Below are 24,819 nucleotides of genomic sequence, written 5' to 3'. Positions count from 1 at the left end.
CCCTTTATAAGCGGATGATTTTTCGGGATGCATTTGATTCCATCGCGCCAAGAATGACTTTTAATGATTTTAATCCTTCAACTCCTGAGACAAGTGGCTCCTCATTGTCCACCACACATTTTACAAAATGGCTGATCACTTCGGAATCATGCTGTCCTTCTGAGTCATTAGTCTGGATGCTTCCTAATTGGATGGTTTCTGTCTTTCCATTATCATGATGGATGATCAGTGAGTATTTCGGATCGTCTTCAAGGCGCAATACCGCTTTTTCCGCATAAATGACCGTAGCATTGTCTTCTTTTGCATAAGACCAGCTGGCGGTAAGCGTACCGATGATACCGCTCTCCGTCCGGAGGATACAGGCCGCACTGTCATCAACGTCTGTATTTTTCTTGGCAGTCGTTTCCACAAAGGCTCCCACTTCAACAAATTCTTCTCCAAGGATATACCGTAATAAATCAGCTTTATGAACACCTAAATCGCCCATTGCGCCAATGACTGCCTGATCCTTTTTAAAAAACCAGCTTTCTATTCCGTCCACGCTCCAGGTTTCCGGCCCGGAATGTCCAAAAGCCGTCCGGAAGCTATAGACCTTCCCTACCTCCCCGCTCTCAATAAGCTGCTTCGCTTTTTGATGAGAGGGAACAAAACGCTGATTATGACCAATCATTAGTATTTTGCCGCTTTTCACTGCTGCTGCATTCATTTTTTCAGCGTCTACTAAAGAAGTAGCCATTGGTTTCTCACAAAGGACATGCTTACCAGCTTCCAAGGCCGCAACTGTGATGCGTGCATGCAGGTAATTCGGGGTACATACACTGATTGCTTCAATCTCCTCATTCTTCAAAAGTTCTATATAATCAGTATATGCTTGCGCGCCATACCTTTGTGCTGCTGCATTCGCCCGGTCCGGTACAATATCACAAACGGCAATGATCTCCGTTTCCTGATGTGCATCATACTCCGGAAAATGCCTGTTTTTTGCAATACTCCCACATCCAATGACTCCTACCTTCACTTTGCCCATTTTGTTCTCTCCTTCACTTCAGCTCTTTGCCTGAGATGGATTCCAACGGTTCGGCTTTCCCATAGTTCGTTACGATTCCAAACTCCGGCTTGACCCAATTAACGGCATTCTTAATCACTCGTTGAATCTCGGGATTATGGTAGGTAGGATATGTTTCATGACCTGGACGGAAATAGAAAATCCTCCCTTTTCCCCGCTGATACGTGCAACCGCTTCTGAATATCTCCCCGCCTTCAAACCAACTGACGAATATCAATTGATCTGGTGCAGGAATATCAAAATGTTCCCCGTACATCTCTTCCTTCTCAAGCTCTATATATTCTCCGATTCCATCAACGATAGGATGACTTGGATCAACAACCCAGAGCCGTTCCCTTTCATCCGCCACCCGCCATTTCAAATCGCAAGTCGTGCCCATTAATCGTTTGAAGATTTTTGAAAAATGACCAGAATGGAGGACGATGAGACCCATTCCCTCGAGTACTCGCTTGTGAACCCTTGCAATGATTTCATCCTGAACTTCATCATGTGCAACATGCCCCCACCAAAGAAGTACATCGGTTTGTTTCAGTGCTTCTTCGGTTAATCCATGCTCTTCTTCATCTAGAGTGGCGGTTCTCACCTCGACCTTCCCACTTTGTAAAAAGCCGGCAATTGCACCATGGATACCATCCGGATATACTTTTGCTACTTCAGGCTTTGTTTTCTCGTGGCGAAACTCATTCCATACTAGGACTCTCATGAACACCCTCCTCCATTCAAGATTCATTTCATGGTAACTTGCTTTGCCTGTTTAACTATTACCTATTTATTCATAACGCAAACGTTTGCGTTAGAGAAGATCGAATTATAAGAACATACTTTCTGCTTTCCTTCAAAGTATGATTTTTTAAAAATAATAGTGATAATCTATATTGTAAATTTATGTTAGCAAAAATCAAGCTTTAATTGGTAAAACATTTCTACATTTTTCTTTTAATTTCCTTTTCGGCAACAAAATGCGACTCCCGCTTTATGATTTTGGTAGGAATGCTAATACTCTTTTCCATCATTTCTGGATTTGCAATTAGATCGAACACGCATTTTGCCGCCTCATATCCTAACTGATACGTATGGATATCAACCGTTGTCAGCGGCGTACTTAAAAATTCTATGAATTCTGAGTGGTTAAAACAGACGACACTTATTTGCTGTGGCACTTTCAAGTTCTTTTCAGCCAACACTCCAAGCAAGAGAACACCCAATAAAAGATCCATAACCAAAAAAGCGGTTGGTGCCTCTTTCAATTCCAGCAATTCGCCAATCGCCTTTATTCCATCCGTTCGATTTAAAGGAATCAATTTGATATATTCCTGTCGTATATCCAACCCGGCCTGTTCCATCGCTTGTTGAAAGCCTGTCAAGCGGTCCTGGATCACCTCAAACTCGGGACTGCCCCCTAAAAAGGAAATTCGCTCATGTCCAAGACTGATTACAAACTCCGATACTTCCCTGGCCGCTTGAACATTATCGTTATCAATGAATGTGATACCGCTCATGTTCGTGCTTGGCTTCCCGATCAAAACGAACGGGAAGCCCTGCTTTAATAAATACGGCACCACTTTATCGTCCTTTTTAGAGTACAAAACAATCATGCCATCCACTCTTCTGCCCTGAACCATCTTCACGACATCCTCAAAGATGGCATCCTCCGTCTCGCCGGTTGTCAGAGAAAGACTGTACCCTTCTTTATTACAGAAATCCCCGATGCCCCTAATCACTTCTGGAAAAAAGGGATTATAAAGTGATTCCCTTGCCGAACTTTTCATGACGATCCCAATGGCCTTAGTTGACTTCGTGACTAAGTTCCGGGCATTTTCATTCATATGATAGCCCATTTCCTTTAATACCTTGCGTACTTTACGCTTTGTCTTTTCACTGATTGTCGGGCTGTTATGGATTACACGCGATACCGTTGATGGAGCGACATTCGCTTTTTTGGCAACGTCTTTTATAGTAACAGACAAATTCATCAACACTCCCCGTTCACCGCACATGGTTTAATATTCCCTATATTTAAATAGTTATTTAACGGCTCCATCTGCAATTCCTTTGATAATTTGCCTCTGAGCAAAAAAGTACGCAATGATGACTGGAATGATGGATAAAGTAAGTCCAGCCAAGGCAAGATGCCATTGCTTCGTATATTGACCGAAAAAGAAGAATAATTTAAGCGGAATGGTCTCCGATCCCGCTCCGCCAATAACAAGGGATGGCAGCAAATAGTCATTCCATATCCAAATGACATTTAAGATACCAACTGTAATCGACATCGGTTTTAATAATGGAAATATAATATACCAAAATACCTGAAACCGGTTAGCACCATCAATCTTTGCTGCCTCATCAAGTGAGATGGGAATCCCTTTTAGGGTACCATGATATAAGAATATGGAAAGACTGCAGCCAAAACCTAAATACATGAAAATCAGTCCGGCCTTGTTCAACATCCCAAGCTGTCCGAATTGGGCAACGAGCGGTATCATCACAGACTGAAACGGAATTAGCATGGCTGCTACAAACACGAAGAAAAGAAGGGAACTTATTTTACTTTTGTTTCGGGAAAGAGCGTATGCTGCCATCGCAGAAAAAATGATGATGATGACTACACTGACGCCCGATATCAATAAAGAATTGAATAAAGTCCGGAGGAAATCCAATTGCTCGAAAGCTTGAGTGAAGTTTTCGAATGTCCAGGTTTCAGGCAGTCCCAGTGTATCGGCAAATATATCCCGTTTCATTTTAAAGGCATTTACAAGCATTAAATAAAACGGAGTGAGCCATAATATGGCCAAAATGAATCCGATGAATCCAATTAGCCACAATTTCCATTTTCCCCTCATTACAGCTCAACCTCCCGTTTTTTATTGAAATAGACTTGTGTCAGCGAAACGAGCGCCACGATCACGAAAAAGATAACGGCTTTTGCCTGTGCATATGCCATATCGTTTTCGGTGAAGGCCGATTTTACAATGTTCATCGCAACCATTTCAGTTGAATTATAGGGAGCTCCATTCGTCAAAGAAAGATTTTGATCATAGATCTTGAACGAGTGTGAAAGCGTCAAAAACAAACTGACGGTAAAAGCAGGTGCCACTAGTGGAAAAGTTATATGGCGAAAACGCTGGAAACTGTTAGCTCCATCAATTTTTGCCGCTTCGATCAAGTCTTCAGGAACAGCCTGCAGATAGGCAATATAAATGATCATGATATATCCGGCCATTTGCCATGATGTTAAAATGATCAATCCCCAAAAACCTGTATCAGTCGTTGATAACCATCCATTAAATGCTTCGATCCCAGTCAAATCACCAATCGCACCGAAGACCTTAATAAAAATGAACTGCCAAATAAAGCCGAGAATCAAGCCGCCAATTAAATTGGGCATAAAGAAAACTGTCCGCAGTATGTTGCTTGATTTAATTTTCGAAGTCACGATGAGAGCCAAACTTAATCCGATGATATTGATTACCACAATTGCCGCTACGGAAAATTTAATGGTGAACCAAAATGTATCAAGGAACCCTTTATCCGTAAACAAGTCTATATAATTCTTAAGACCGATGAAATCCGGCGTCCCTAAACCGTTCCAATTCGTAAAGGAATAATAGAATCCGTAGATGAGTGGCACGATCACAACCAAAATGAGTGCAGCAAGAACAGGTGTCAAAAACAGCCAATATGCGGCATCCCGATTTCTCAACGAAACCGACCTCCTTGAAATGATTTAATAGTTATTGGTTTAAGATCATGACTGGGTTATTTGATGAATCCCTTGTCGAGGCAATTTCCCTAAGCGACTTTTCTATAACAAGGAACAACCAATCGGCACACTTTTCATGCCGATCGGTCACTTGCATTTCCCAATACTTATTTGCTATGAATCTTCTCCCAATTTTCAATGTTCTGTTGGACAAGTTCCTCCCAAGTCAATTTACCGGTTACGTATTTTTGGACACTTGCCCCAAGATCATCATTCCAACCAACCGGATATCCATTAAACACCCAACCAATCGTGTTTCCTTCTTGGGAGTATTTATAAATTTCTTTTGAAATTGGATCGGCAATTTTTTCCACATCATATCCTTCATATGCAGGAATGAATTTAAAGTCTTCCAAAACGGCTTTTTTCCCTTCCTCGGATGTATACATCCAGTCGAGGAACTTCTTCGCTGCTTCCTGTACCTTTTCATCCGATTTCTTGTTCACTGCCCAATAGTTCGGTACGCCGACCGGCATGCCTGCAGAGTCTCCATTTGGAATCGGGATGATGCCAATTCCCTTTTCAGCTAACTCAGGGTCCATATCATACACAGTGTTATACACCCAGTTGCCTTGCTGAATGATCGCAACCTTTTCAAGTGAGAACAGCTCTTCCACTTGTTGGGAGTAATCGAGGCTTGCTGTCGGCTGGACGGAATATTTATTTTGGATATCGACCAGTTGTTTAAACTTGTCACCATCCGTGAATTTAACCGTTGGAGCCTTGCTTGCCTCTAACACATTCCCATCAAACTCCGGTGCTAAGAAAACATTGGATAAATGGTTTCCTGTCACCCACTTCTCTTTGACCGGATAAGCGAAAACTGCATCGATTTTCAATTTGTCCTTTTGTGAATCCATTTTCTTAACTGCCGCCTCTAAGGCTTCATAACTTGTAATTTCATCAGGATTAATTCCGGCTTCTTTAAATATCCGTTTGTTATAAATCAAGCCGTATCCTTCCTGGTTAAATGGAAGTCCAAGTACTTGCCCGTCCTCTTTCACGCCATCCAAAGTGCCATCTAGTGCTGCTGCAGCAGCCTTCGTATCCTTTAAATCTGTTAATCTATCTTTATATTGTTCGACATCTACCGGTCCGCCAATGTTAAAGACTGCCGGCTCCTCACCTGAAGCGAACTTTGCCGTAATGGCTGATTTATAATCATTTCCGCCGCCAACTGTCGATACCTTGATCTTTACATCTGGATTCTCTTTTTCATATTGTTTTGCCAATGCCTCGAATTGCGACTTGAATTCTACCTTGAATTGAAATATATCCAGCGTCACGACATCCTTTGAGTCGCTGTTTCCACCAGTTGAAGAAGAGCATCCAGCCAAAATCACACTAAAAATTAATAAAACAGTAAGAATTCCCCCGTACCATTTTTTACGCTTCATGCCTACCGACTCTCCCTTTTTCATAAGATTCATGCAATTTTAAGAAAACGTTTGCATAAAATAGTAAAATAAAAGCCTTTCATTCTATAAAAATCATAGTCTATCGTACTTCTTTTACATCACCTCCTCACAAAACCCTTTGCAAACGTTTACATTTATGCGCTTTATATTACCACCAAATTCCATACTTTACAATAAAATTGTAGTATATTGTAAAAAAAGGATGTTAAGAACTCTCTTAACCTAATTATATGATTCAGAAACCTATGATTATTCCTTTATCCGATTATTTATTGTACGGGCCATTTTCATTCGTGGTATTACCTACGAAAAAAGGGAAACCCGTCGGTCCCCCTCTTATCACTTCAATATCATCTTCACATTGGATGAACCGTATTCATCCTTCAATTCATAATATTTATCGCTTGCTTGTCCAAATTCTTTAAACACACCGCTAATGATCAATTCATTCGTTTTCTTATCAACGACACTGTACTTGATATTGCTTTTCCCGAACTTTCTGTCATCCACTTTTAAAAGGATCATCTTGGACACCTCCACATTTAATGGCTGCACTCCTCAGGTTGTGTGTTTTCTTACTTACATAATATAACAAAATATTAGGAATTTACAGATTTTTTGCAATGCAAAATAAAAAAGCCTAATAGGCCTTTTCATTCGCATATACCATATATGCCTCGCGATAATTCGCATCAGGACTTCGAGATATCCAGGAATCCTTCACCAAATACGTCCCTAACATCATGTATGGCTATAAAAGCATTGCTATCCGTCGCCTTCACTATTCTCTTTAACTTTAGTACCTCTTGCTTACTTATAACGATATATAAAATATCCTTGGATGCTTTTGTATAGTATCCATGACCGCTAAAAACAGTGACCCCCCGGTCCATCAATTCGGTTACTTGTTTTGCAATCTGGTCCGCTTCATTTGAAATGATGGTAATCGCTTTTTTCGGGTTCAATCCCTCAATGATGAATTCCATCGTTTTTGTTCCAATATAAAGCATAAGGATAGTGAGCATCAGGCCTTCTGCACCAATAATGAAATAAGATGAGAACGCAACGATTAAATCGAAAAACAGAAGTCCATAGCTTAAGCTCCATCCCAAATACTTATTCGTAATCCGGGCCAGTATCGTCGTACCGGCAGTAGTGCCTCCAACACGTATGATCATGCCAATTCCTGCACCGGCAAAAACCCCGCCAAATATCGCATTGATGACCAATTCATCTGAAGATATCGTCCAACTTTCGGTTAAATGAAGGAAAAGTGAATTAAATGCAACGGCTATGATTGTATATACCGTTGTCATTTTCGACAAATATTTATAACCGACGATGAGCAGGAAAGCGTTAATGATCAAACTTAACAGCCCTGGTGACCATTCAAAAAGATAAAATAAAATGATGGTTATCCCCGTGACTCCCCCCTCACCAAGTTCATTGGGAATGACGAAAAGATTTATTGCCAAAGCGAAAATAAAAGCTCCTATTAATATAAAGAAAACATCTAAAGAAATCTTTTTCATATTTATTACCCTTCCTTTATGTAATGGTTAATGTGAATTCGGTAATTTCACTGCTCTATAGTAACATGGAATTCCATTTAATCCTTCAAAGATTTGAAGGTTTAACAAAAAGACTACCTTGGAAGTTAGATTATCTTCAATGAACGGGCTTAATACATACAAAGGCACTAATTTTCACTAAGCTCTTTTATACATTAGCTTAACAAAGCAGCTGCCCAATCAAACATCATTAGCCTCCTTCTCCTTAAACTTATTTTTATGTTAGTTTCATGTTCCTCGACTTGGTTCAAAAAACCAATCAGCACGCTTTTGATAAGTGAATTTTTTTGACCTTTAATTACTCCCAGATTGGATTATTAATTTATTATCAGTCCCTTTTCAAAGCTTGACAGTTTCATTGAGTCATGATTAGAATATTTTATATGTTAACTTATATTTGTTTTAGTTAACATATAAAAAGGAGAATGGGCATGCACAGTGAAAAACAATTACCTTGTTGGGAAGAAAAAATAAAGAAAGAACTGGCTTATTTAGAAGAGATATCGCAAAAACGTGAACTTGTATCGACGGCATTCGCCGACCAGCCATGGCTTATGATCAATGGGTGCAGGATGCTAAATCTAGCTTCTAATAACTATTTAGGTTATGCAGGGGATGAGCGGCTGAAAAAGGTGATGGTGGATGCAATACATACATATGGTGCAGGAGCAACAGCTTCACGTTTAATTATTGGCAATCATCCCCTTTACGAGCAAGCGGAACAAGCTCTTGTCGATTGGAAGAAAGCCGAGGCAGGACTTATTATCAACAGTGGATATAACGCGAACCTTGGTATTATATCCACCCTGCTGTCCCGAAACGATATTATTTATAGCGATAAATTGAATCATGCAAGCATTGTCGATGGAGCTCTTTTAAGCCGTGCAAAGCATATACGCTATCGTCATAATGATTTAGATCATTTAGAGGCATTTTTAAAAAAAGCACCAATTGAAGCACGTAAATTAATCGTGACGGATACAGTCTTCAGCATGGACGGTGACTTTGCTTATCTCGAAGACCTCGTACGGTTAAAGGAACGTTATAACGCACTGTTAATGACAGATGAAGCACATGGAAGCGGCATTTACGGTAAAAACGGTGAAGGTTATGCCGGTCATCTCCAACTTCAAAATAAAATAGATATCCAAATGGGAACATTCAGTAAAGCGCTCGGTTCATTCGGTGCCTATGTCGTCGGAAAAAAATGGCTAATCGACTATTTAAAAAATCGCATGCGCGGATTCATTTATTCAACTGCACTTCCCCCGGCCATTCTCGGTGCCATAACAACAGCGATTGAACTTGTACAGCAAGAACCAGAACGCCGCTCACTGCTCCAAACACATTCAGAACACTTTAGAGAAGAACTCACATATAACGGGTTTAATATTTGCGGAAGTCGATCACAAATTGTTCCTATCGTCATCGGGGAAAACGAAAAAGCGATGGAATTTGCCGCACGTTTGCAGAAAGAAGGAATTGCAGCTATTGCTGTCAGGCCGCCGACCGTTCCTGAAAATGAGGCAAGAATCCGGTTTACCGTAACAGCTCTCCACGATAAAAAAGATCTTGATTGGGCAGTTGAAAAGATTTCAATCATTGGAAAAGAAATGGGTGTTATTGAATGAAACAGCCGAATTTAGTCATGCTTCCTGGCTGGGGAATGGAAAAAGGTGCGTTTGAACCGTTAATCAAACCGCTGTCAGATGTATTTCACCTTTCATTTATAGAATGGAGAGATATGAAAACACTAAATGAATTTGAAGAAAGAGTCATAGACAAAATCGCTTCCATCGATGGTCCAGTTTATATACTGAGCTGGTCATTAGGATCACTAGTATCACTTGAACTTGCAAGTTCGTATCGAGAAAAAATAAAAGGTTTTATCCTTTTTGGTGCAACAAGTCGGTTTATAACAGGAGAGAACTATTCATTTGGCTGGGATCCACGAATGGTCGAGCGCATGAAGAAACAACTACAGCGCAATAAAGAGAAGACTTTGGCTTCTTTCTATGAAGCGATGTTTTCCGAGGCCGAAAAAGAAGAAGGTTTATATCATCAATTCATCAAGACAATTCAAAGCGAGTTTCATGGAGATGATGTGTTTTCGCTTCTTATTGGCTTGGATTATTTACTTCATAAAGATGCTAGAGCAAGACTCGACCGGATTGAAGCCCCATTTATATTGCTTCATGGGAGGGAAGACAACATTTGTCCACTCGAAGCCTCATCTTTCATAAAAGAAAACCTGGGTGGGAAAGCCGAGTTTCATATTATCGAAGGCGCTGGCCATACTCCGTTTTTCACAAGACCACAGGAATGTATGCAGCATATAAAAACATTTATTCAAAAGGAGTACATTCATGATTGATAAACGATTGTTAAGTAAGCGGTTCAGTGAACATGCGAAAACATATGATGCGTATGCCAATGTTCAAAAAAACATGGCAAAACAATTAGTGGATTTGCTTCCTAAAATAAACACCAACCATGTAATCAATATTCTTGAAATTGGCTGCGGCACTGGTTACTTAACCAGGTTACTCGTCAAAACATTCCCTAATGCCGCTATTACGGCTGTTGATTTGGCACCAGGAATGATCGAATTGGCAAAAGGAATGACAGATGAAGAACGTGTTACATTTTTATGTACTGATATCGAAGAAATGGCGCTTAATGAAAATTACGACTTGATTATTTCCAATGCAACGTTTCAATGGCTGAATGATCTTCCTGCAACCCTTGAAAAACTGTTTACACGATTAACGGCTGAAGGAAGCCTAATATTTTCAACGTTCGGAATAGATACCTTTCAAGAGCTTCATTTGTCATATGAACAGGCGAAGGACAAGCTTCAGCTAGCCATTGATAGTTCACCAGGTCAAATGTTTTATTCTCTAGAAGAATTATCCAAAGTTTGTGAAGAAGCAATCTCTTTTTCATCAGCAGTTCCAATCGAGATAACAAAAATGGAAAAGCTTGAACTGGAGTACTTTCAGACAGTACGTGAATTCTTCACTTCAATTAAAAAGATTGGTGCGGCTAACAGCAACAAAGAAAACTACTGCCAGCGCCCTTCCTTTTTTCGAGAGTTAATCAACATATATGACAAAGAATATCGAAATGAATTAGGTGTGAAAGCAACCTATCACTGTTTGTTCTTTAAGATAAAAAAATATGATCAATACGAAGATAACTCTGGGATACAAGCAAAATACTATACATAATTGCAGGCCTGATTGACCAGGTTCCAATTCTAGCTATTTCTGCCGCCTCTCCTAATTCCTTTGGAAAGGCGGCGACCATTTAATGATCAACTCATGAGATTGTGTTTTATAACTTCATCCAAAAACCTTGCCATCCGTAATATTGACCACTCGATCACATAAATCTAACATTCTTTCATCGTGCGTTACCATGATGGCCGCTTTATTTCTTGACTTCACCTCATGTGCAAGCATTTCAACAACATCCCTGCCTCTTTTGGAATCAAGACTTGCGGTTGGTTCATCCGCTAAAATGATTTCTGGATCATTCATCAGCGAACGGGCGATGGCTACACGCTGCCGCTCACCGCCCGACAGTGCATCCGGCAAGTGATCTGCCCGATGTCCAAGTCCAAGGTGGCTAATCAATTCGTCCGCTTTTTTCATGGTTTTTTTATCCCGCTTGCCAATCAGTTCAGAAAGTAGCAGAAGCTGATCCCTTACGGTGAGATATGGCACAAGATTCGATGATTGGAATACAAACCCGATCTTTTCAAGGCGAACTCTAGTCAATTCCTTTGGGGATAGAGTTGTAATATCCTCATCATTCAGCAGTAAGCGACCTTTGCTCGGAGATAGTAATGCACCTGCTATCGAAAGAAAAGTACTTTTTCCTGAACCTGAAGGACCCACGATGGCGACGAACTCCCCCGCTCTCACACTCAGGGAAATATTATCAAGGGCTGTCACCTTATTATCGCCTTCCCCATAAATCTTACTGACGTTTTCAAATAATAGTTTATCCCCCATCATGATACCCTCCCAATTGCTTCGATCGCATCTATCTTCGCTACTCGGTATAGTGATAGCAGCGAACCCAATACGGATACAACCAAAAGTAACACAGAATATTTAATGACCAAATCGGCACTCAATTCAAATGGCATTCCTTCTGGCATGATTAACGTGACGCCATATGTCAGGGCAACACTGATGGCTATGCATGTCACGGCAAGCAGCATTACTTGACCAACGATACTTTTTGCCAGGTAGCCCGTATTGGCCCCGAGTGCTTTAAGGACTCCAAATTGATTCGTCTTCTGCAAGGTAATCACATAAAAGAATACAGCCAAAACGAAAGCTGCGATGACAAACAAGAAGGCAATCATCATCGTCAACGTACCCTGTTCCTCTTTGTAGCCTGGTATACTCTGAAGTGATTCTTCTTTCGAAATGAGCGTTAGTCCTTCAGGCAATGATTCACGTACATTTTCTTCTGCCTTCGAATCCATTTGCAAGGCTATGGTGCTGATTGAATCTTTCTCTTGATTTTTCAATGCAGGATTAATCTCCTGCCACCCCTTAACATTCATGTAAACTACCGGTGAGTGGCTGTAAGACTGCTTTTCAGTAAATCCAACAATGGTGAAAACCTTACCTGATAGGTCATCTTTAAGTGAATCACCCAATTTATAACCCACTTCTTTTAAAGAACGATCTGCTACGACTTCACCTTGTTTCTCATTGTCATAGTTCGTTCCTTCAATGACCTTCGGTGCTAAAATACCACTGGCATCGGTCGCAAAAATGGTAACATCCGTTTTTTCCGATGAGCCGATTTTATTCAATGTGATCATCATTTGCCCTAAACTTTCGGCTGCTTTAACATCCGCCGAAGCCCGGATTTCATCCAGCTTCTCCATGGATATGATCGATCGGTTAAATTTATTTTTGGAGTCATGCTCCATTACGAAATAGTCGGCCTTCATGTTTTGTATGGATGAAGCATTATCCGAAGAAAGTCCATTAGCTAATCCTGAAATGATAAAGACAAGCAAAGCGACCAATACCATGATCAGTCCAATCAGCAGATAACGTAACTTTGAATGCTTTAGTTCACGTATTGCCAAAAACATCATTTCATCTCCCATTCCTTTTGTTTGCCGATCAAGTCCTACTTGATTCGGTATGACCCGATTGTAAACAATCAATATGAATGGAAGATGAACAACTGATTACATAAGGGGCAGCCGTATATAAAAAGTGGTCCCTTTACCGAGTTCGCTTTGAACTTCGATCGTTCCCCCATGAAGTTCAACCGTCTTCTTCGTAATCGAAAGTCCTAATCCGCTGCCTGTTTCACTCCTGTTCCTCACTTTGTCGACTTTATAAAACCGATCAAAGATATAAGGGAGGTCTTCTTCTGGAATTCCCATGCCCGTATCCGCGATCATCACTTCAACAGCACTGCCTATTTTTTTAATCCGAATATTGATTGAACTGCCGCTTTCCGAGTATTTAATGCTATTGGTTATCAAATTCGTCCATACTTGATTTAAAAGTTTCTCATCAGCAGAAATGACGGTTGAAGGCAAATCCATTTCGATCACCATATTTTTTTCCCGCCAATTCCATTCCAGCATGAACAACACTTGCCGTATTTGTTGCGCTAAATCGAATTGGAACCGTTGCAGCGGATCATCTACTTTATCCAACGAGGCAAGCATGAGCAGCTGTTTGCTTAACAACGACATGCGCCTGCTTTCTTTTTCAATAATGGACAAGTACTGATCTCTTTGTTCTTTTGTTAATTCTTCCGATTGGAGCGTTTGGGAAAAACCTTGGATGGATGCTAGCGGAGATTGAATTTCATGAGAAACATTTGAAACGAATTCCTGTCTCATATCATCTAACCGCTGTATGCTTTGAGTCATTTTCGAGAAATGTTGAGCCAAATCCCCAATTTCATCACTGCGGGTAACATTCAATTCACTACTATAATCCCCATCAGCAATTCTTTTTGTGGCTTCTGTTAATTTCGTAATTGGCTTTACAATGAAACGCGTGTTAATAATAACAAATAAAAAACTGAGCAGGAGCGTAAGTACGAGCAAAACAGAAAGGTAAAAGCGGAACTCTCCAAACTGCAGTTCTATATTCGGCCTTACAAACAATGCATATTTCTCGCCATCCACTTTAATTGGGACCCCGATGCTATTAACTAATACATCTTCAAAAAATCCGGTAATAAATAACCCATTATTATAATTGGCTATCCCTTGATAGGTTTTCCCGTTCAAAACTCCTGAAATCGTGTCTGAATCCAAACTCGTTTCCCGAAACGGCTCCCCATATAAAGTCCCTTCACCCTGCTCATTAAATAAATACATTTGATAGTGCAATCCTGCTATATGATTTAAATACGCATCAATATCCTGACCTGGATTTTCTTCATATAAAGAGACGATTTCACCAGCAACTTTGCTTATCTTCTCGCCATTGTGTGGTTTCTGAACCTTATGATAATAGACATTGGAAATTAAAAAAGCGATGACACTAGCAAGCACCATGATCAAAATGGTTTGAATAACAATCCTGAAATAAAGTGTTTTCACTTCTTATTGACCTCCAGTTTATAACCTAAGCCACGGACAGTCGTTATAACAAAATCATCGGTCCGCCCGGCAAAACGTTCCCTTAACCGTTTAATATGGACATCAACCGTCCGATCATCCCCTTCAAAATCAGCACCCCATACCAGTTCAATAAGCTGTTCACGCGTAAAGACCTGATCAGGAAAACTCCCCAGCTGAGCCAGCAGCTCAAATTCCTTAAGCGGCAGGAGCAGCGTATTCCCCATTATTCGCACTTCGTAACTTTTACGGTCAATCACAGTTTGATTCAATGAGATGGACTCAGAATTCACCATACGGTACCTTCGCAATAGCGCTTTTATCCGAAATAGAAGTTCCCTTGGCTCAAACGGCTTTACTAGGTAATCATCCGTACCCGCAAAGTACCCCTTTTCCTTATCGATAAGTTGATCTTTAGCTGTCAATAAAATGACAGGCAGATCATATTGATCCCGGATTTCCTTACAAAGATCCAGTCCGTTTTTAAAAGGCATCATAATATCGACAACAGCCAGATGGATCCGTTCCTTCTCCAGTAGCAAGGAAGCTTCATTCCCGTCCTTCGCTTCGAATACCATATACCCTTCCTTTTCCAAGTGAAATTTAAGCAACTCCCGAATATGCCGATCATCATCCGCAATTAATATATGTATCAAAGAAACCACATCTCCACTTCTTTTATAGCCCTAGCTAAACTTACAATAGCAATAATTTATCCTGTAAAACAACAAATACTAATTCAATCTCCAGTTCCTTATAAACTAGTTTGCCACTAATATACAGCACCCTCTTATTTTTTATTAAAAGATAAAGTAAAAAAGCGAATAGAATCTCTAAAAACCCTGTCCGCTTTTTTCCTAGAGTAAATCCATATTCACACTAGTTCAGCGGAAGAGAATTATAGTTCCAAAAATCATCGTTTTCAATATGACTGTCCATAATGAAAATACCCAAAAGGCTGTTTAAAAATGTAATGATTTTTTTAAAAAAAGGTTTAAAATATTCTGAATATAAACTATAATTGTTTTATTTTAAAACATCTAGGAGGGTCACTATGGGAGTAGTAGAGAAAATCAGCGGATTTGCTGGTAAAACGTTTACCTTATGGGTCATTATATTTGCAGTTATTGCGTATATCTTACCTAATAAATTTATATGGATTGGAGCCTATATTGTCCCATTATTAGGAATTGTCATGTTTGGCATGGGACTTACATTATCAACAGCGGATTTTAAAGAAGTTTTCCGACGTCCGAAAGAAGTGGCACTAGGAGTAGCAGGACATTTTATCATTATGCCATTATTGGCATTTGTATTAGCATTAGGGTTTGATTTGCCCAAAGAAGTGGCTGTTGGGGTTATTTTGGTAGGATGCTGCCCTAGTGGAACAGCTTCCAATGTCATGGTGTTTCTTGCGAGAGGAAACGTTGCGCTTGCAGTTGCCATTGCTTCTGTTTCCACTATTCTAGCGCCTATCGTAACTCCCCTGCTTATTTTGCTCTTTGCAAGTAAATGGGTTGATATCAGTATTGGATCATTATTCATTTCCATCATTCAAGTGGTGATCATCCCACTGATGCTTGGATTCATTGTTAAAAAGTTTTTCGGTAAACAGGCAGAAGCTGGGGCAAAGGCTCTGCCTCTAGTATCTGTCATTTCTATCGTTCTGATCGTATCTGCCGTAGTGGCAGGCAGCCAAGCACAGCTGGCTAAAACAGGTTTGCTCATTTTTGCAGTCGTCGTTCTTCATAATGTTCTTGGTTTTCTTCTCGGCTTTTTCTTTGCTCGTTTATGCGGGATGGATTTAGCGAAACAGAAAGCTGTCGCAATGGAGGTTGGTATGCAGAACTCTGGTTTAGGTGTAGCTATAGCAACAGCCCACTTCTCGCCTTTGGCCGCTGTACCTAGTGCCATTTTCAGTGTTTGGCATAATATATCAGGTTCCGTTCTAGCCTTTATTTTCAGTCGCATGAAAGATAAAAAAAATACAGGGACAAATAATTCGATAAAAACAGACGTATCATAATATCGTTGGATGAATAAAAAAAGCCGATTGAATAATCGGCTTTTTTTATTGTGAATCAACCATCCTCATCTTTGAAATTCAAAGGAAAATATCAATGATTGTGGGTTCGATTCATATTGCATATTTTAAGCTTTCATACTTAATAGGCGATTTTCCCATTCCCCGATAGATGAACTGACTGCCCTTGTTGGGAGTATTTTTTTGAACTACCTGCTATACTACTAGATAAAAGTAAGTTATAAAATTTGCTAATGATTCGGGTTATAGTAATTGATATCATTTTAAGGATGAGGAATATAATGTCACCAAAAATAAAATCGTCAAGAAAAATTGCTAAATATTCACTAATGATCATGGGAGCGGGTTATATTGCAACCACTCCATTTCAAGGTACGTTGCCGCTGGATTTATTACATGGAGGGTTTGAGGCAGGATTAGTTGGTGGTCTAGCCGATTGGTTTGCAGTCACTGCATTATTCCGGCACCCGCTCGGATTACCGATCCCCCATACAGCGCTTTTGCCCAACAATCGTAAAAGAATGACAGATGCACTTGTTTCGATGCTAAAAAATGACTGGCTTTCTAAGGAAAGTATTCAAGACAAAGTAAAACATATTCCTTTTACAGAAAAATTGATCCCCATTTTAGTAAAAGAGGTACAAAGTGATACTTTTAGAAAAGTCCTGATTAAACTCATCAAGCAATTGATTTGTTATATAGATATAGAAAAGATTACACCTTTCGTTGCAAAAAAAATTGAAGCATCACTTTCTAACATAGACATGGGCAAGATTCTTCATTTAGTAAGTTCACAGTTACTTAACGAACAATTCGATAAGAAGGCTCTGGATCATGTTTTGAAAAAAGCGGAAGATTGGTTAAGAAAAAAACAAACTAGCCAGCGACTTGGCACTGTTTCCATGGATGTACTCAGCAAGATTGAACTGGAAGGTATGCTTCAGTTTGCCGTTAAATCCATTCAAAGTCTACTTAACGAAGAGAAACTTGGGAATATCATACAAAACCTTTTATTAAGTGTCGTAAATAATTTACAAAACGAGAAAGAACCGAATAGAGAGGCTTTAATCTTATATATCCGTAAAGAGATACAAGGCATTAACCATAACCGGGAACTGTTAGAAGGAGTTGAAAAATGGAAAAATCAACTTCTGACAAAATGGGAACCAGAAGCAACAATTATGGGATCTCTACAACAAATTCAACAAGATGCGTTAGATTTCGTAGAAGATGAACATTTCATGGATACTTACCTGACTCCAATGATTCAGCACGTACTGGACAACATAAAAGAGAATAGCACGCACATCGATAATTGGATACAGAAACAAATTACTGTTCTCATTGAAAAAAATCATACGCAGATCGGTAATCTTGTACAGGAAAATTTAGATAAGCTAGACAATGAAACACTGATTGATATGATGGAAAATGGTGTAGGAAAAGATTTACAATGGATTCGTGTGAACGGAGCGGTCTGTGGTTTTATAATAGGGCTTATCTTAACAGGTGCACAGGCTCTACTTAAGCTGTTATAATTCAGGAACCTTCGCCGATATTGTAACGGAAGAATACTGTCATTACTAAATCAACTGGGGCTAATTCGTTGCCTTTAGTTTGATACCCCCTCATAAAAAAGCCCTTAATCTCAAGGGCTTTTTAACGGGGAAATTAATCTAATGAATATGGTTTCCTCTCCTCGATTATCTCCACTTCATCCCGTTCCACAGATTTGGAGTACATATATTTATCTGTTCGTTCAAACCCCATCTTTTTGGCAAGTTCAGTGTTTGTTGTATCCAACAATACTTTTCCGGTATTTCTTTCTTCTGATGCTGGAAACAACTCTCCCTTATATTTTGCCTTTGTATTTATCTTAAATAAATTTTCTACCTCTTCTACAGAAACATTTTTGATATAGATATTTTCATCTAAATGTTTGAAACCTTGAGATAGATCAGCCTGTTTATGACTTATTAATCTTATAGACTTATCTTCCAGTAGATTAAAATTATACTCGCTACCATTATGCATTGCATACTTTCCTTTTCTTATCATAGGTTCCTCCATTTTCAAACTTTATCAAGTATTCAATAATTCTTTATGTAATTTTTCAGCTTTATGTAATTCTTCTAATAATGGATTTTGATAGTCACTATAACTATCCATATAAGCCCTTTTGCCACCAATTATATTTAATTCTCTTATATCATTATTATTCTCCAATGCTTTCAATGCATTCTTATATCTTATATATATAAGTTGTAAAACGCCGCTAGTAATTTCATTATAATAATCATTTTCAAGATTATTTATTACAACTTTTATTTGATTGATTAACTGCATCTTAATATCCATTTTATTCTCCTATATATAGTGCAATAATTATAAATCGCATTTGAAACGAGAAAATTTAATCTATTGAATAGGGCTTCCTCTTCTCGATTATCTCCACTTCATCCCATTCCACAGATTTGGAGTACATATATTTATCTGTACGTTCAAAACCCATCTGTTTAGCAAGTTCAGTGTTTGTTGTAACCAACAATACTTTACCAGTTGTTCTTTCTTCTGATGCTGGAAACAGCTCTCCCTTATATACAGCATAGGGATTAATAGAATATAATTCTTTAACTTCATTTACGCGTACTATTTTCGTGTAAATATTATTTTTATAATAAGTAAAGCCATTGCCCATATCTTTTTTATCATTGGTTATTAATTCAATAGCTCCCACTGTATCCGATTCTATGAATCTATACTCTTTCCCATTAAAGATAGTATACTCACCTTTTCTAATCATTTTTCCACTCACTCCATTATTTAATTCTCCATCACCTAAATTCAAACTGCTTCGCTTCCCGTTTAACATAGCATAAAATGGACTCTGGACATAAAAAAACCCTATAAAGGACTTTTATAAGGGTTTTTTTATGTTCATATGAGGGATTTACATCAATCCCCATACTCTTCTTTAATTGCTTTATCTGCACAAAAACTATGGAATTGCTTGATTAATTCATCGATATCTTCTTTTCTTGTGATTTTCTCAAGCCATTCTTTAGGAATGTCGTCCATTTTATAGTACATACCTGCCATTGTTCCTGTAATGGCACCTACTGTATCCGTATCATCCCCTAGATTCACTGCTTTTAAAACGGCTTCGCTAAATGAATCTGAATTTCCTAAGCACCAAATGGCTGCTTCTAACGTATGAACCACATAACCATCTGACTGAATTTCTTCTTGTGGTAATGAAAAGAAATCTTCCTCAAAAATTCTTGAATAGGATTGCAGCTCTTTTTGGTATATATGATCTTTATCAAAATTCTCATCAAAAAGTTCTTTTATTTCCCTTTTTGAAACTTCAGGAGAATTATTATAATAAAGTCTAAGTAAAAACTCGACATAAATAATGGAACCTACTACAGAACGCGGATGTGCATGGGTAACTTCCGTATATTTTTTAATGGTTTGGGTTTTTTCAATGAAATTAAAGCTATTAAAAAGGATAAATGCCACTGGAGCGATCCTCATCAACGCCCCATTCCCATTATCAAACATTGCATCTCCGCCACATTCTTTTGCTGGCGTTCCACTTTTAAACTTGGTTATGGCTTCACTGGTCGTTCTGCCAATATCAAACATTTCATGATGTGGTGTCCAATAGCCAGATTCCATATACTGAACGAATTTTTGCATTAGCTCCGCGGAATCGCTTTTTTCAATTAAGTTTTCAATTAAACATAAAGTTAGTGAAGTATCATCCGACCAAGTGCCTGGCGGCTGATTATAGGTTCCATATCCCGTTATATCATTAATAGTAAAAGTCCCTCTTTTTTTAAATTCAACCGGGACACCAAGCATGTCTCCAATAATACCGCCATACAGACTTGGTAACATTCTTTGTTTTAGATTAAATCTCAAAAAATTTTTACTATCGTCTTCCCATCTGTCTACCATTCTTCTGCCTGTCATTCCTTACACCTACTTTTTGTTTAAGTACTATTTTGTCACCTTCAGTACTCCTTGCTTAATTAAATGTGCTTCTATACTAACAACTATACTACAACCACTATAATATTTTTTCCATTTAATTACAGAGGGAAAATTATAAAGTATTTCAAATTACTTGCTTATATTTCTCATACAAAAATTCACACTGTCAATTTCATTAAAAAACCTTGAATGGCTTTAGCCACTCAAGGTTTCATTTTATTCTAGCAAAATACAGTTTTCATTTTCGAAACCTTAACTATGTTACTACGGCATGCAATGGATTTAGTGCTTTGGATGAGTAGTCTGGTTTTCAAATCAATTGGATTATCTCCAATAATTCTACTTTCCTATTTTCCCCATCGTTATCATATATATAAATTTGAAAATTCGATCCTCGTTGCCCTTTTCAATAATTGAAAAATTTTGTCCTTCATCCACATTAAACAATATCCAATTTCCATCTTTAAAATAACAACCTGTTGAAATTGGTACATTAGTTTTTCTTCCAATAACAATATTGAGTTCTTGTAAATCTATACCTAACTCTTTTATCTTATTTTCATATTCATTTCGTGTCATTTTACCACTACCCCATTGGACAAATTCCGCATCTTGACCATTATTATTATTCAGGTTAAAAAATTTCAAGCATTTGAAGGTGCGGTAAAACAATTGAAAAAACTTCTATACGAGTTACTTAGGTTGGTGTTTTAGGTTTGAAAGATGGTTATAATCGGCACTAAGTAACCTCATCTTAAACGCTTCATTACCTATTCTTGGAGACTAAAACGATAATTTTTCTGTTCTTAATCTTTTTATAAAGTTGTCTAAAGCATCACTTTCATTATTAAATTTAGTAATAGAACCTGTAACCACGCTAGCCCTTTCATCAGTTACATAAACTGCCCATTGATCACCATCAACTGTAATTCCTACCTCATTTTCTCTTTGTGGATGTTCATTAAACCAATTGTAACGTTTTAATTTCTCTTGCTCGATTATTTCTTTTGCTTCCAATTGTTTCATTTGTTTATTCTCCTTTAATTTCAAGAAATATAGAATAAACCATTCTCCCATAATATTAGAAGACCTTAACAAAAATTTGTTAAGGTCTTCTTAAGTAGCTCAGTCTTTATATTCGCTTACTACAATGAATAAATAATTTCCAGCCCCAAAGCGCATAATTAATTATCCAGCTTCATTATATAGTCTCTAATTTCTCCCCTTGGTATAACCTTCCTACTTTCAGGTAAATCTTCAAATATTAATATTGGTTTTTTCACCTCAATAATCATTTCTATGTCGTCAAGAGGCACGTCCTTTTTAAATACAAATTGCTCTTGCTTTTCGAATCCAAAGCATTCTACATCATTACTATCCATACTAAATAATGAAATCTCATTTTCATCCAAGATATGCCTGCCTAATGAATAAGGGCCAAACTCTTTCCCCTTATAAGTCACTAAAAAATCTAGCTCATAAGCAAAATTCACTTCTTCTATAGCCACCACCTTGATATATAGATGAGGATGTTTATTCCCTGCTAAATCAATAAGTTCTTGAAATCCTGGATCTGGTGTATTACTTCTCAGCCTTAACATGTCATTTCGAATATTCAAGTGATAATCCTTTTGATTATATGTTGCATATTTCAAATTTATTCACCTCATTTTCTAGGTATCCATTCCATAATATCTCCATCATATATAAAACTCATATGTTTTTCACCAGTAGTTGCATCCTTAATATCAAGTATATCACCATCTTCAAATTGTCTAGGTGTATGATAATATTCTGGTAATACAACTTCTTTGCTACCAGTAAACCCTCTACCTGTATATGGATATGATTCAGGAGTTGGATCCCAATTCGGGATTGAAACTTTACTTGGGTCATTTAACCGGTATTCAAACACACCATAATATCTATCGGGTCCTCCAATAGATTGGGAAATTCCATCGACACCATTTGTAACTTTATAGGCTGTATTGTTATAATCCAATCTTGCTCCTTCATAATGATCATGTAAAGTCTTTAATTTTATAGAATCATCTTTAACTGCAGTAAAGCCTCTAACACCATTATAATCAGGATCATATAAATATTTATAAATATCTCTTTGTGGAATAGTTTTAGCCATTATTGTCCCTATAGATGGGATGCCTATTTGATTCCTAATTGAAGCTACAATATCTTTTTCTGTTAAATTTAATACTTTATCAGGATGTAATAACTTTATAAAATCATCAACTTCATAACCATTTTCATTCACTACCTTTTTTATCCCATCACTTGTTTTTGAAATTACTTTTGTGGTGGATAAACTATTCTTCAATTTAAACTTGTGATCCACATACTTAGCCGCACCTGCCACACCGCCGATTCCAAGTGCCATCAGCAGGCCGTTCTGGCGCTGTTCCTCAGTTAGCTGGTTGCCGAACATGTCTTTGCCGGTGGCTGCTTCGCCGAGTCCGTTGGCTGCGAGGAGTCCGTATATTCCGTATTCGGTTTTCTGGAGGAGGCTAAAGCCTTTTGTCGTTTTATAGGCATCGAGCGCGTGGTTCGCTGCGTTGAGTCCTTTGGCGGTTTTGTAGATGGCGCTGCCACCCTTGATGGCCCGGCCGGCCCAGCCGACGACGGGGATGAATCCAGCGGCTGCCATGGCGCCGGCGGCGATTCGTTCGGCATCGGACAGCTTGCGGCCGGTTACTGGATCGACTCCGGTTGAGGCCCTGATAGAATCATAATATCCCGTGAATTCCCCTGTAAAGGTTTTTGTCGTATCCCAGGCTTTTTCGTACCATGGGCGGTTTTCGAGTTCTTCCATTTCCTGTTCGATTTTCCGGGCTTCTGCTTGCTGCTTTTTAAAGGTCTGATAGTCTTTCATCTGACCGGCAACTTCATCCTTCACTTGATAGACGTCACTATTTTTGAATGCCGATTGATTGAATGTCATCGGCGAAACGTGCCCGTCCTGTTTGGTGGCATCAAGCAAGGCGCGGAAGAGGCCAACGGCCACGTTTTCCTGCCCGATGGACACATCATATTCCTCGACCAATTGCCGGTCGACATTCTCGACCTTTGTCACGGTGTCATCCAGTCTATGCCCGGCCAGCGTGATTTTTTCATTAAAGTCCTTTTGGTCGAACATATCAAGAGACAGGATATCGTCAATGCTGTCGAGGATCCTTTGGAGATCGTTCGCTTGTTCATCGACAAGCGACTTCGCTTGGTTGATGCCGTTCGAGACTTCCCCATCTAAAAAGGGAACCTCGACCACCGTATTTCCGGAGAGGTCCGCCTCTTTCAGACTGGCCGGAATGCCTTCCAAAAAACTGATTTGGGTCGTGAATAGTTCCATCCAGGCGTCAGCAACCTCGATTTGCGCTTCATAGAAGCTTTTGATGGCGGCGGCACCGGCTCCTTGAAACTCGTTGTCCAAGCCGACGATGCCCTGAAATTCCTTTTTCAGGGCTGCGACTTCCTTCTTTAGTTCTTCATATTGCTTGGCGCGCGACTTGGTTGCGGCCGTTAATGTCTTGGCTTCATATATTTTCATCGCGTAGGATACCCATGTGAAGACGTATGGGCGATTGCTTCATCCTGTTCTTTTAATAAGTCAATGTTGGCACGGGTATCTTCCACATTTTTCTGGACGATTTTGATATATTGCTCGAAGACCTTCTCCAGGTTCGTTTCCCGGTCGATCCATTTCGAGGTGAATTCCAATTTATTGTTGCCAAGCTCGCCTGCCGGCAAATTTCCAAGCGTGACTGTACCAAGTGCCGTCTTCACCTGATCGACTTGCTTCGTTACGGCAGGATGATTCAGTTTGATTGTCGTCATTAAAACAACCACCCTTTTAAATATGATATTTTACTTTCCAACTGATCTATGACGGCTTCCCCTTTACCTAAAAGAACATCCGCTTCATGTGCTATGGTGCCTGCTGCACTCAGAGCCTTTTTTTCTATATTAAGCATCATGATTTTACCGTCGATTTTCTCTTGATAGTCGTCATAATCATCATGAATGATCGTTGACATTGCCTTGTATGCATCACTGCGGGCATCTTGAAAGTCTTCTGCACGGTTTCCCGTCCAGCTTTTTGCCAAATCCGGATTTTTAATTTTAGCAATTTCCCCCAGACAAGCATTCTGTTCGTCTTTGATTTGTCTTTTTGCCTGCTCCAAACGATTGATTTTTTCATTCACATCGGACATTTTACTGGAGAGGGCTGAGTGAATTTCACTCAATGAATTTGCATACACTTAAAAAATCACCTCAAACATACTATTCTCATTATGTAGACTGTCATATTTTTCATATTTTTTAT

Annotated in this window: 27 protein-coding genes; 5 read left to right on the top strand and 22 right to left on the bottom strand. The window is 39.0% G+C overall.

Annotated features, from left to right (window positions below; genetic code table 11):
• Positions 1–4: 4 nt before the first annotated feature.
• The 8 genes from MKY17_RS02610 to MKY17_RS02575 form a co-directional block, all read right to left on the bottom strand.
• Positions 5–1,027: a Gfo/Idh/MocA family oxidoreductase gene (locus MKY17_RS02610; RefSeq protein WP_098370421.1), complete on the bottom strand. Its 1,023-nt coding sequence runs from the start codon at positions 1,025–1,027 to the stop codon at positions 5–7.
• Between the two features lie 13 nt (positions 1,028–1,040).
• A complete protein-coding gene (locus MKY17_RS02605) occupies positions 1,041–1,769 on the bottom strand; it encodes a ThuA domain-containing protein (protein WP_339201315.1) in 729 nt (242 codons plus the stop codon).
• 220 nt (positions 1,770–1,989) lie between these two features.
• Entirely contained in the window at positions 1,990–3,033 is a 1,044-nt protein-coding gene (locus MKY17_RS02600) for a LacI family DNA-binding transcriptional regulator (RefSeq protein ID WP_339202300.1), read from the bottom strand.
• A gap of 57 nt (positions 3,034–3,090) precedes the next feature.
• Complete coding sequence (locus MKY17_RS02595; RefSeq protein WP_076370711.1) at positions 3,091–3,909, bottom strand: carbohydrate ABC transporter permease; 819 nt, start codon at positions 3,907–3,909, stop codon at positions 3,091–3,093.
• A complete protein-coding gene (locus MKY17_RS02590) occupies positions 3,909–4,769 on the bottom strand; it encodes a sugar ABC transporter permease (protein ID WP_339201312.1) in 861 nt (286 codons plus the stop codon). The genes MKY17_RS02595 and MKY17_RS02590 overlap by 1 nt, the downstream gene beginning before the upstream one ends.
• Positions 4,770–4,936: 167 nt before the next feature.
• Positions 4,937–6,226, bottom strand: coding sequence for an ABC transporter substrate-binding protein (locus MKY17_RS02585; protein WP_339201311.1), 1,290 nt, complete (start codon positions 6,224–6,226; stop codon positions 4,937–4,939).
• Positions 6,227–6,586: 360 nt separating this feature from the next.
• Positions 6,587–6,772 carry a hypothetical protein gene (locus tag MKY17_RS02580; protein WP_339201309.1) on the bottom strand — a complete coding sequence of 62 codons (186 nt, stop codon included), beginning with the start codon at positions 6,770–6,772 and terminating at the stop codon, positions 6,587–6,589.
• 167 nt (positions 6,773–6,939) lie between these two features.
• A complete protein-coding gene (locus MKY17_RS02575) occupies positions 6,940–7,779 on the bottom strand; it encodes a YitT family protein (RefSeq protein ID WP_098370417.1) in 840 nt (279 codons plus the stop codon).
• A gap of 470 nt (positions 7,780–8,249) precedes the next feature.
• Between MKY17_RS02575 and bioF the strand changes: the two genes are divergently transcribed.
• Genes bioF through bioC form a run of 3 tightly spaced genes read left to right on the top strand, consistent with a single transcriptional unit; the run spans position 8,250 to position 11,048 of the window.
• Positions 8,250–9,449, top strand: coding sequence for an 8-amino-7-oxononanoate synthase (gene bioF / locus MKY17_RS02570; RefSeq protein WP_339201308.1), 1,200 nt, complete (start codon positions 8,250–8,252; stop codon positions 9,447–9,449).
• On the top strand, positions 9,446–10,192 hold the full coding sequence (locus MKY17_RS02565) for an alpha/beta hydrolase (protein WP_098370415.1): 747 nt from the start codon (positions 9,446–9,448) through the stop codon (positions 10,190–10,192). The genes bioF and MKY17_RS02565 overlap by 4 nt, the downstream gene beginning before the upstream one ends.
• Positions 10,185–11,048, top strand: a complete 864-nt coding sequence (bioC, locus tag MKY17_RS02560) for a malonyl-ACP O-methyltransferase BioC (protein WP_339201307.1) — start codon at positions 10,185–10,187, stop codon at positions 11,046–11,048. Before MKY17_RS02565 ends, bioC begins: the two co-directional genes overlap by 8 nt.
• Before the next feature lie 114 nt (positions 11,049–11,162).
• On the opposite strand, the gene MKY17_RS02555 is transcribed toward bioC, so the two are convergent.
• From MKY17_RS02555 to MKY17_RS02540, 4 genes are all read right to left on the bottom strand, one after another.
• The gene (locus MKY17_RS02555) at positions 11,163–11,840 is read right to left on the bottom strand and encodes an ABC transporter ATP-binding protein (RefSeq protein WP_098370413.1); all 678 of its coding nucleotides are present in this window, start codon (positions 11,838–11,840) and stop codon (positions 11,163–11,165) included.
• Positions 11,837–12,943, bottom strand: a complete 1,107-nt coding sequence (locus tag MKY17_RS02550; protein ID WP_098370412.1) for an ABC transporter permease — start codon at positions 12,941–12,943, stop codon at positions 11,837–11,839. The genes MKY17_RS02555 and MKY17_RS02550 overlap by 4 nt, the downstream gene beginning before the upstream one ends.
• Positions 12,944–13,042: 99 nt before the next feature.
• On the bottom strand, positions 13,043–14,422 hold the full coding sequence (locus MKY17_RS02545) for a HAMP domain-containing sensor histidine kinase (RefSeq protein ID WP_339201305.1): 1,380 nt from the start codon (positions 14,420–14,422) through the stop codon (positions 13,043–13,045).
• Complete coding sequence (locus tag MKY17_RS02540) at positions 14,419–15,096, bottom strand: response regulator transcription factor (protein WP_144550378.1); 678 nt, start codon at positions 15,094–15,096, stop codon at positions 14,419–14,421. Before MKY17_RS02540 ends, MKY17_RS02545 begins: the two co-directional genes overlap by 4 nt.
• A 398-nt stretch (positions 15,097–15,494) precedes the next feature.
• Between MKY17_RS02540 and MKY17_RS02535 the strand changes: the two genes are divergently transcribed.
• Both MKY17_RS02535 and MKY17_RS02530 read left to right on the top strand, forming a co-directional pair.
• Positions 15,495–16,466 (top strand): bile acid:sodium symporter family protein, encoded by a 972-nt coding sequence (locus tag MKY17_RS02535; protein ID WP_098370410.1) that lies wholly within the window; start codon positions 15,495–15,497, stop codon positions 16,464–16,466.
• A gap of 299 nt (positions 16,467–16,765) precedes the next feature.
• The gene (locus MKY17_RS02530) at positions 16,766–18,022 is read left to right on the top strand and encodes a DUF445 domain-containing protein (protein WP_339201303.1); all 1,257 of its coding nucleotides are present in this window, start codon (positions 16,766–16,768) and stop codon (positions 18,020–18,022) included.
• Between the two features lie 133 nt (positions 18,023–18,155).
• Here the strand turns inward: MKY17_RS02530 and MKY17_RS02525 are convergent, their stop codons facing one another.
• The 10 genes from MKY17_RS02525 to MKY17_RS02480 form a co-directional block, all read right to left on the bottom strand.
• Positions 18,156–18,542 carry a hypothetical protein gene (locus MKY17_RS02525; RefSeq protein ID WP_339201301.1) on the bottom strand — a complete coding sequence of 129 codons (387 nt, stop codon included), beginning with the start codon at positions 18,540–18,542 and terminating at the stop codon, positions 18,156–18,158.
• A 24-nt stretch (positions 18,543–18,566) separates the two neighbouring features.
• Positions 18,567–18,842, bottom strand: coding sequence for a hypothetical protein (locus MKY17_RS02520; protein ID WP_339201299.1), 276 nt, complete (start codon positions 18,840–18,842; stop codon positions 18,567–18,569).
• Positions 18,843–18,897: 55 nt separating this feature from the next.
• On the bottom strand, positions 18,898–19,332 hold the full coding sequence (locus tag MKY17_RS02515; protein WP_339201297.1) for a hypothetical protein: 435 nt from the start codon (positions 19,330–19,332) through the stop codon (positions 18,898–18,900).
• Between the two features lie 107 nt (positions 19,333–19,439).
• The gene (locus tag MKY17_RS02510) at positions 19,440–20,462 is read right to left on the bottom strand and encodes an ADP-ribosylglycohydrolase family protein (protein ID WP_339201296.1); all 1,023 of its coding nucleotides are present in this window, start codon (positions 20,460–20,462) and stop codon (positions 19,440–19,442) included.
• Between the two features lie 360 nt (positions 20,463–20,822).
• Positions 20,823–21,062, bottom strand: coding sequence for a hypothetical protein (locus MKY17_RS02505; protein ID WP_144550366.1), 240 nt, complete (start codon positions 21,060–21,062; stop codon positions 20,823–20,825).
• Between the two features lie 204 nt (positions 21,063–21,266).
• Positions 21,267–21,509 (bottom strand): Imm59 family immunity protein, encoded by a 243-nt coding sequence (locus MKY17_RS02500; protein ID WP_144550364.1) that lies wholly within the window; start codon positions 21,507–21,509, stop codon positions 21,267–21,269.
• Between the two features lie 158 nt (positions 21,510–21,667).
• Entirely contained in the window at positions 21,668–22,138 is a 471-nt protein-coding gene (locus tag MKY17_RS02495; protein ID WP_098370404.1) for a hypothetical protein, read from the bottom strand.
• 11 nt (positions 22,139–22,149) lie between these two features.
• Complete coding sequence (locus tag MKY17_RS02490; RefSeq protein WP_339201292.1) at positions 22,150–24,042, bottom strand: T7SS effector LXG polymorphic toxin; 1,893 nt, start codon at positions 24,040–24,042, stop codon at positions 22,150–22,152.
• Positions 24,039–24,329, bottom strand: a complete 291-nt coding sequence (locus MKY17_RS02485; protein WP_101221982.1) for a YwqI/YxiC family protein — start codon at positions 24,327–24,329, stop codon at positions 24,039–24,041. The genes MKY17_RS02490 and MKY17_RS02485 overlap by 4 nt, the downstream gene beginning before the upstream one ends.
• The gene (locus MKY17_RS02480; RefSeq protein WP_260398000.1) at positions 24,329–24,754 is read right to left on the bottom strand and encodes a DUF5082 domain-containing protein; all 426 of its coding nucleotides are present in this window, start codon (positions 24,752–24,754) and stop codon (positions 24,329–24,331) included. The genes MKY17_RS02485 and MKY17_RS02480 overlap by 1 nt, the downstream gene beginning before the upstream one ends.
• Between the last annotated feature and the right edge of the window lie 65 nt (positions 24,755–24,819).

This window comes from Peribacillus sp. FSL P2-0133 (genome assembly GCF_037975445.1).
Lineage (GTDB): Bacteria > Bacillota > Bacilli > Bacillales > DSM-1321 > Peribacillus > Peribacillus simplex_E.
Note: the sequence above shows the minus strand (reverse complement) of the source record. Positions and strands in the feature narration are given on the sequence as shown.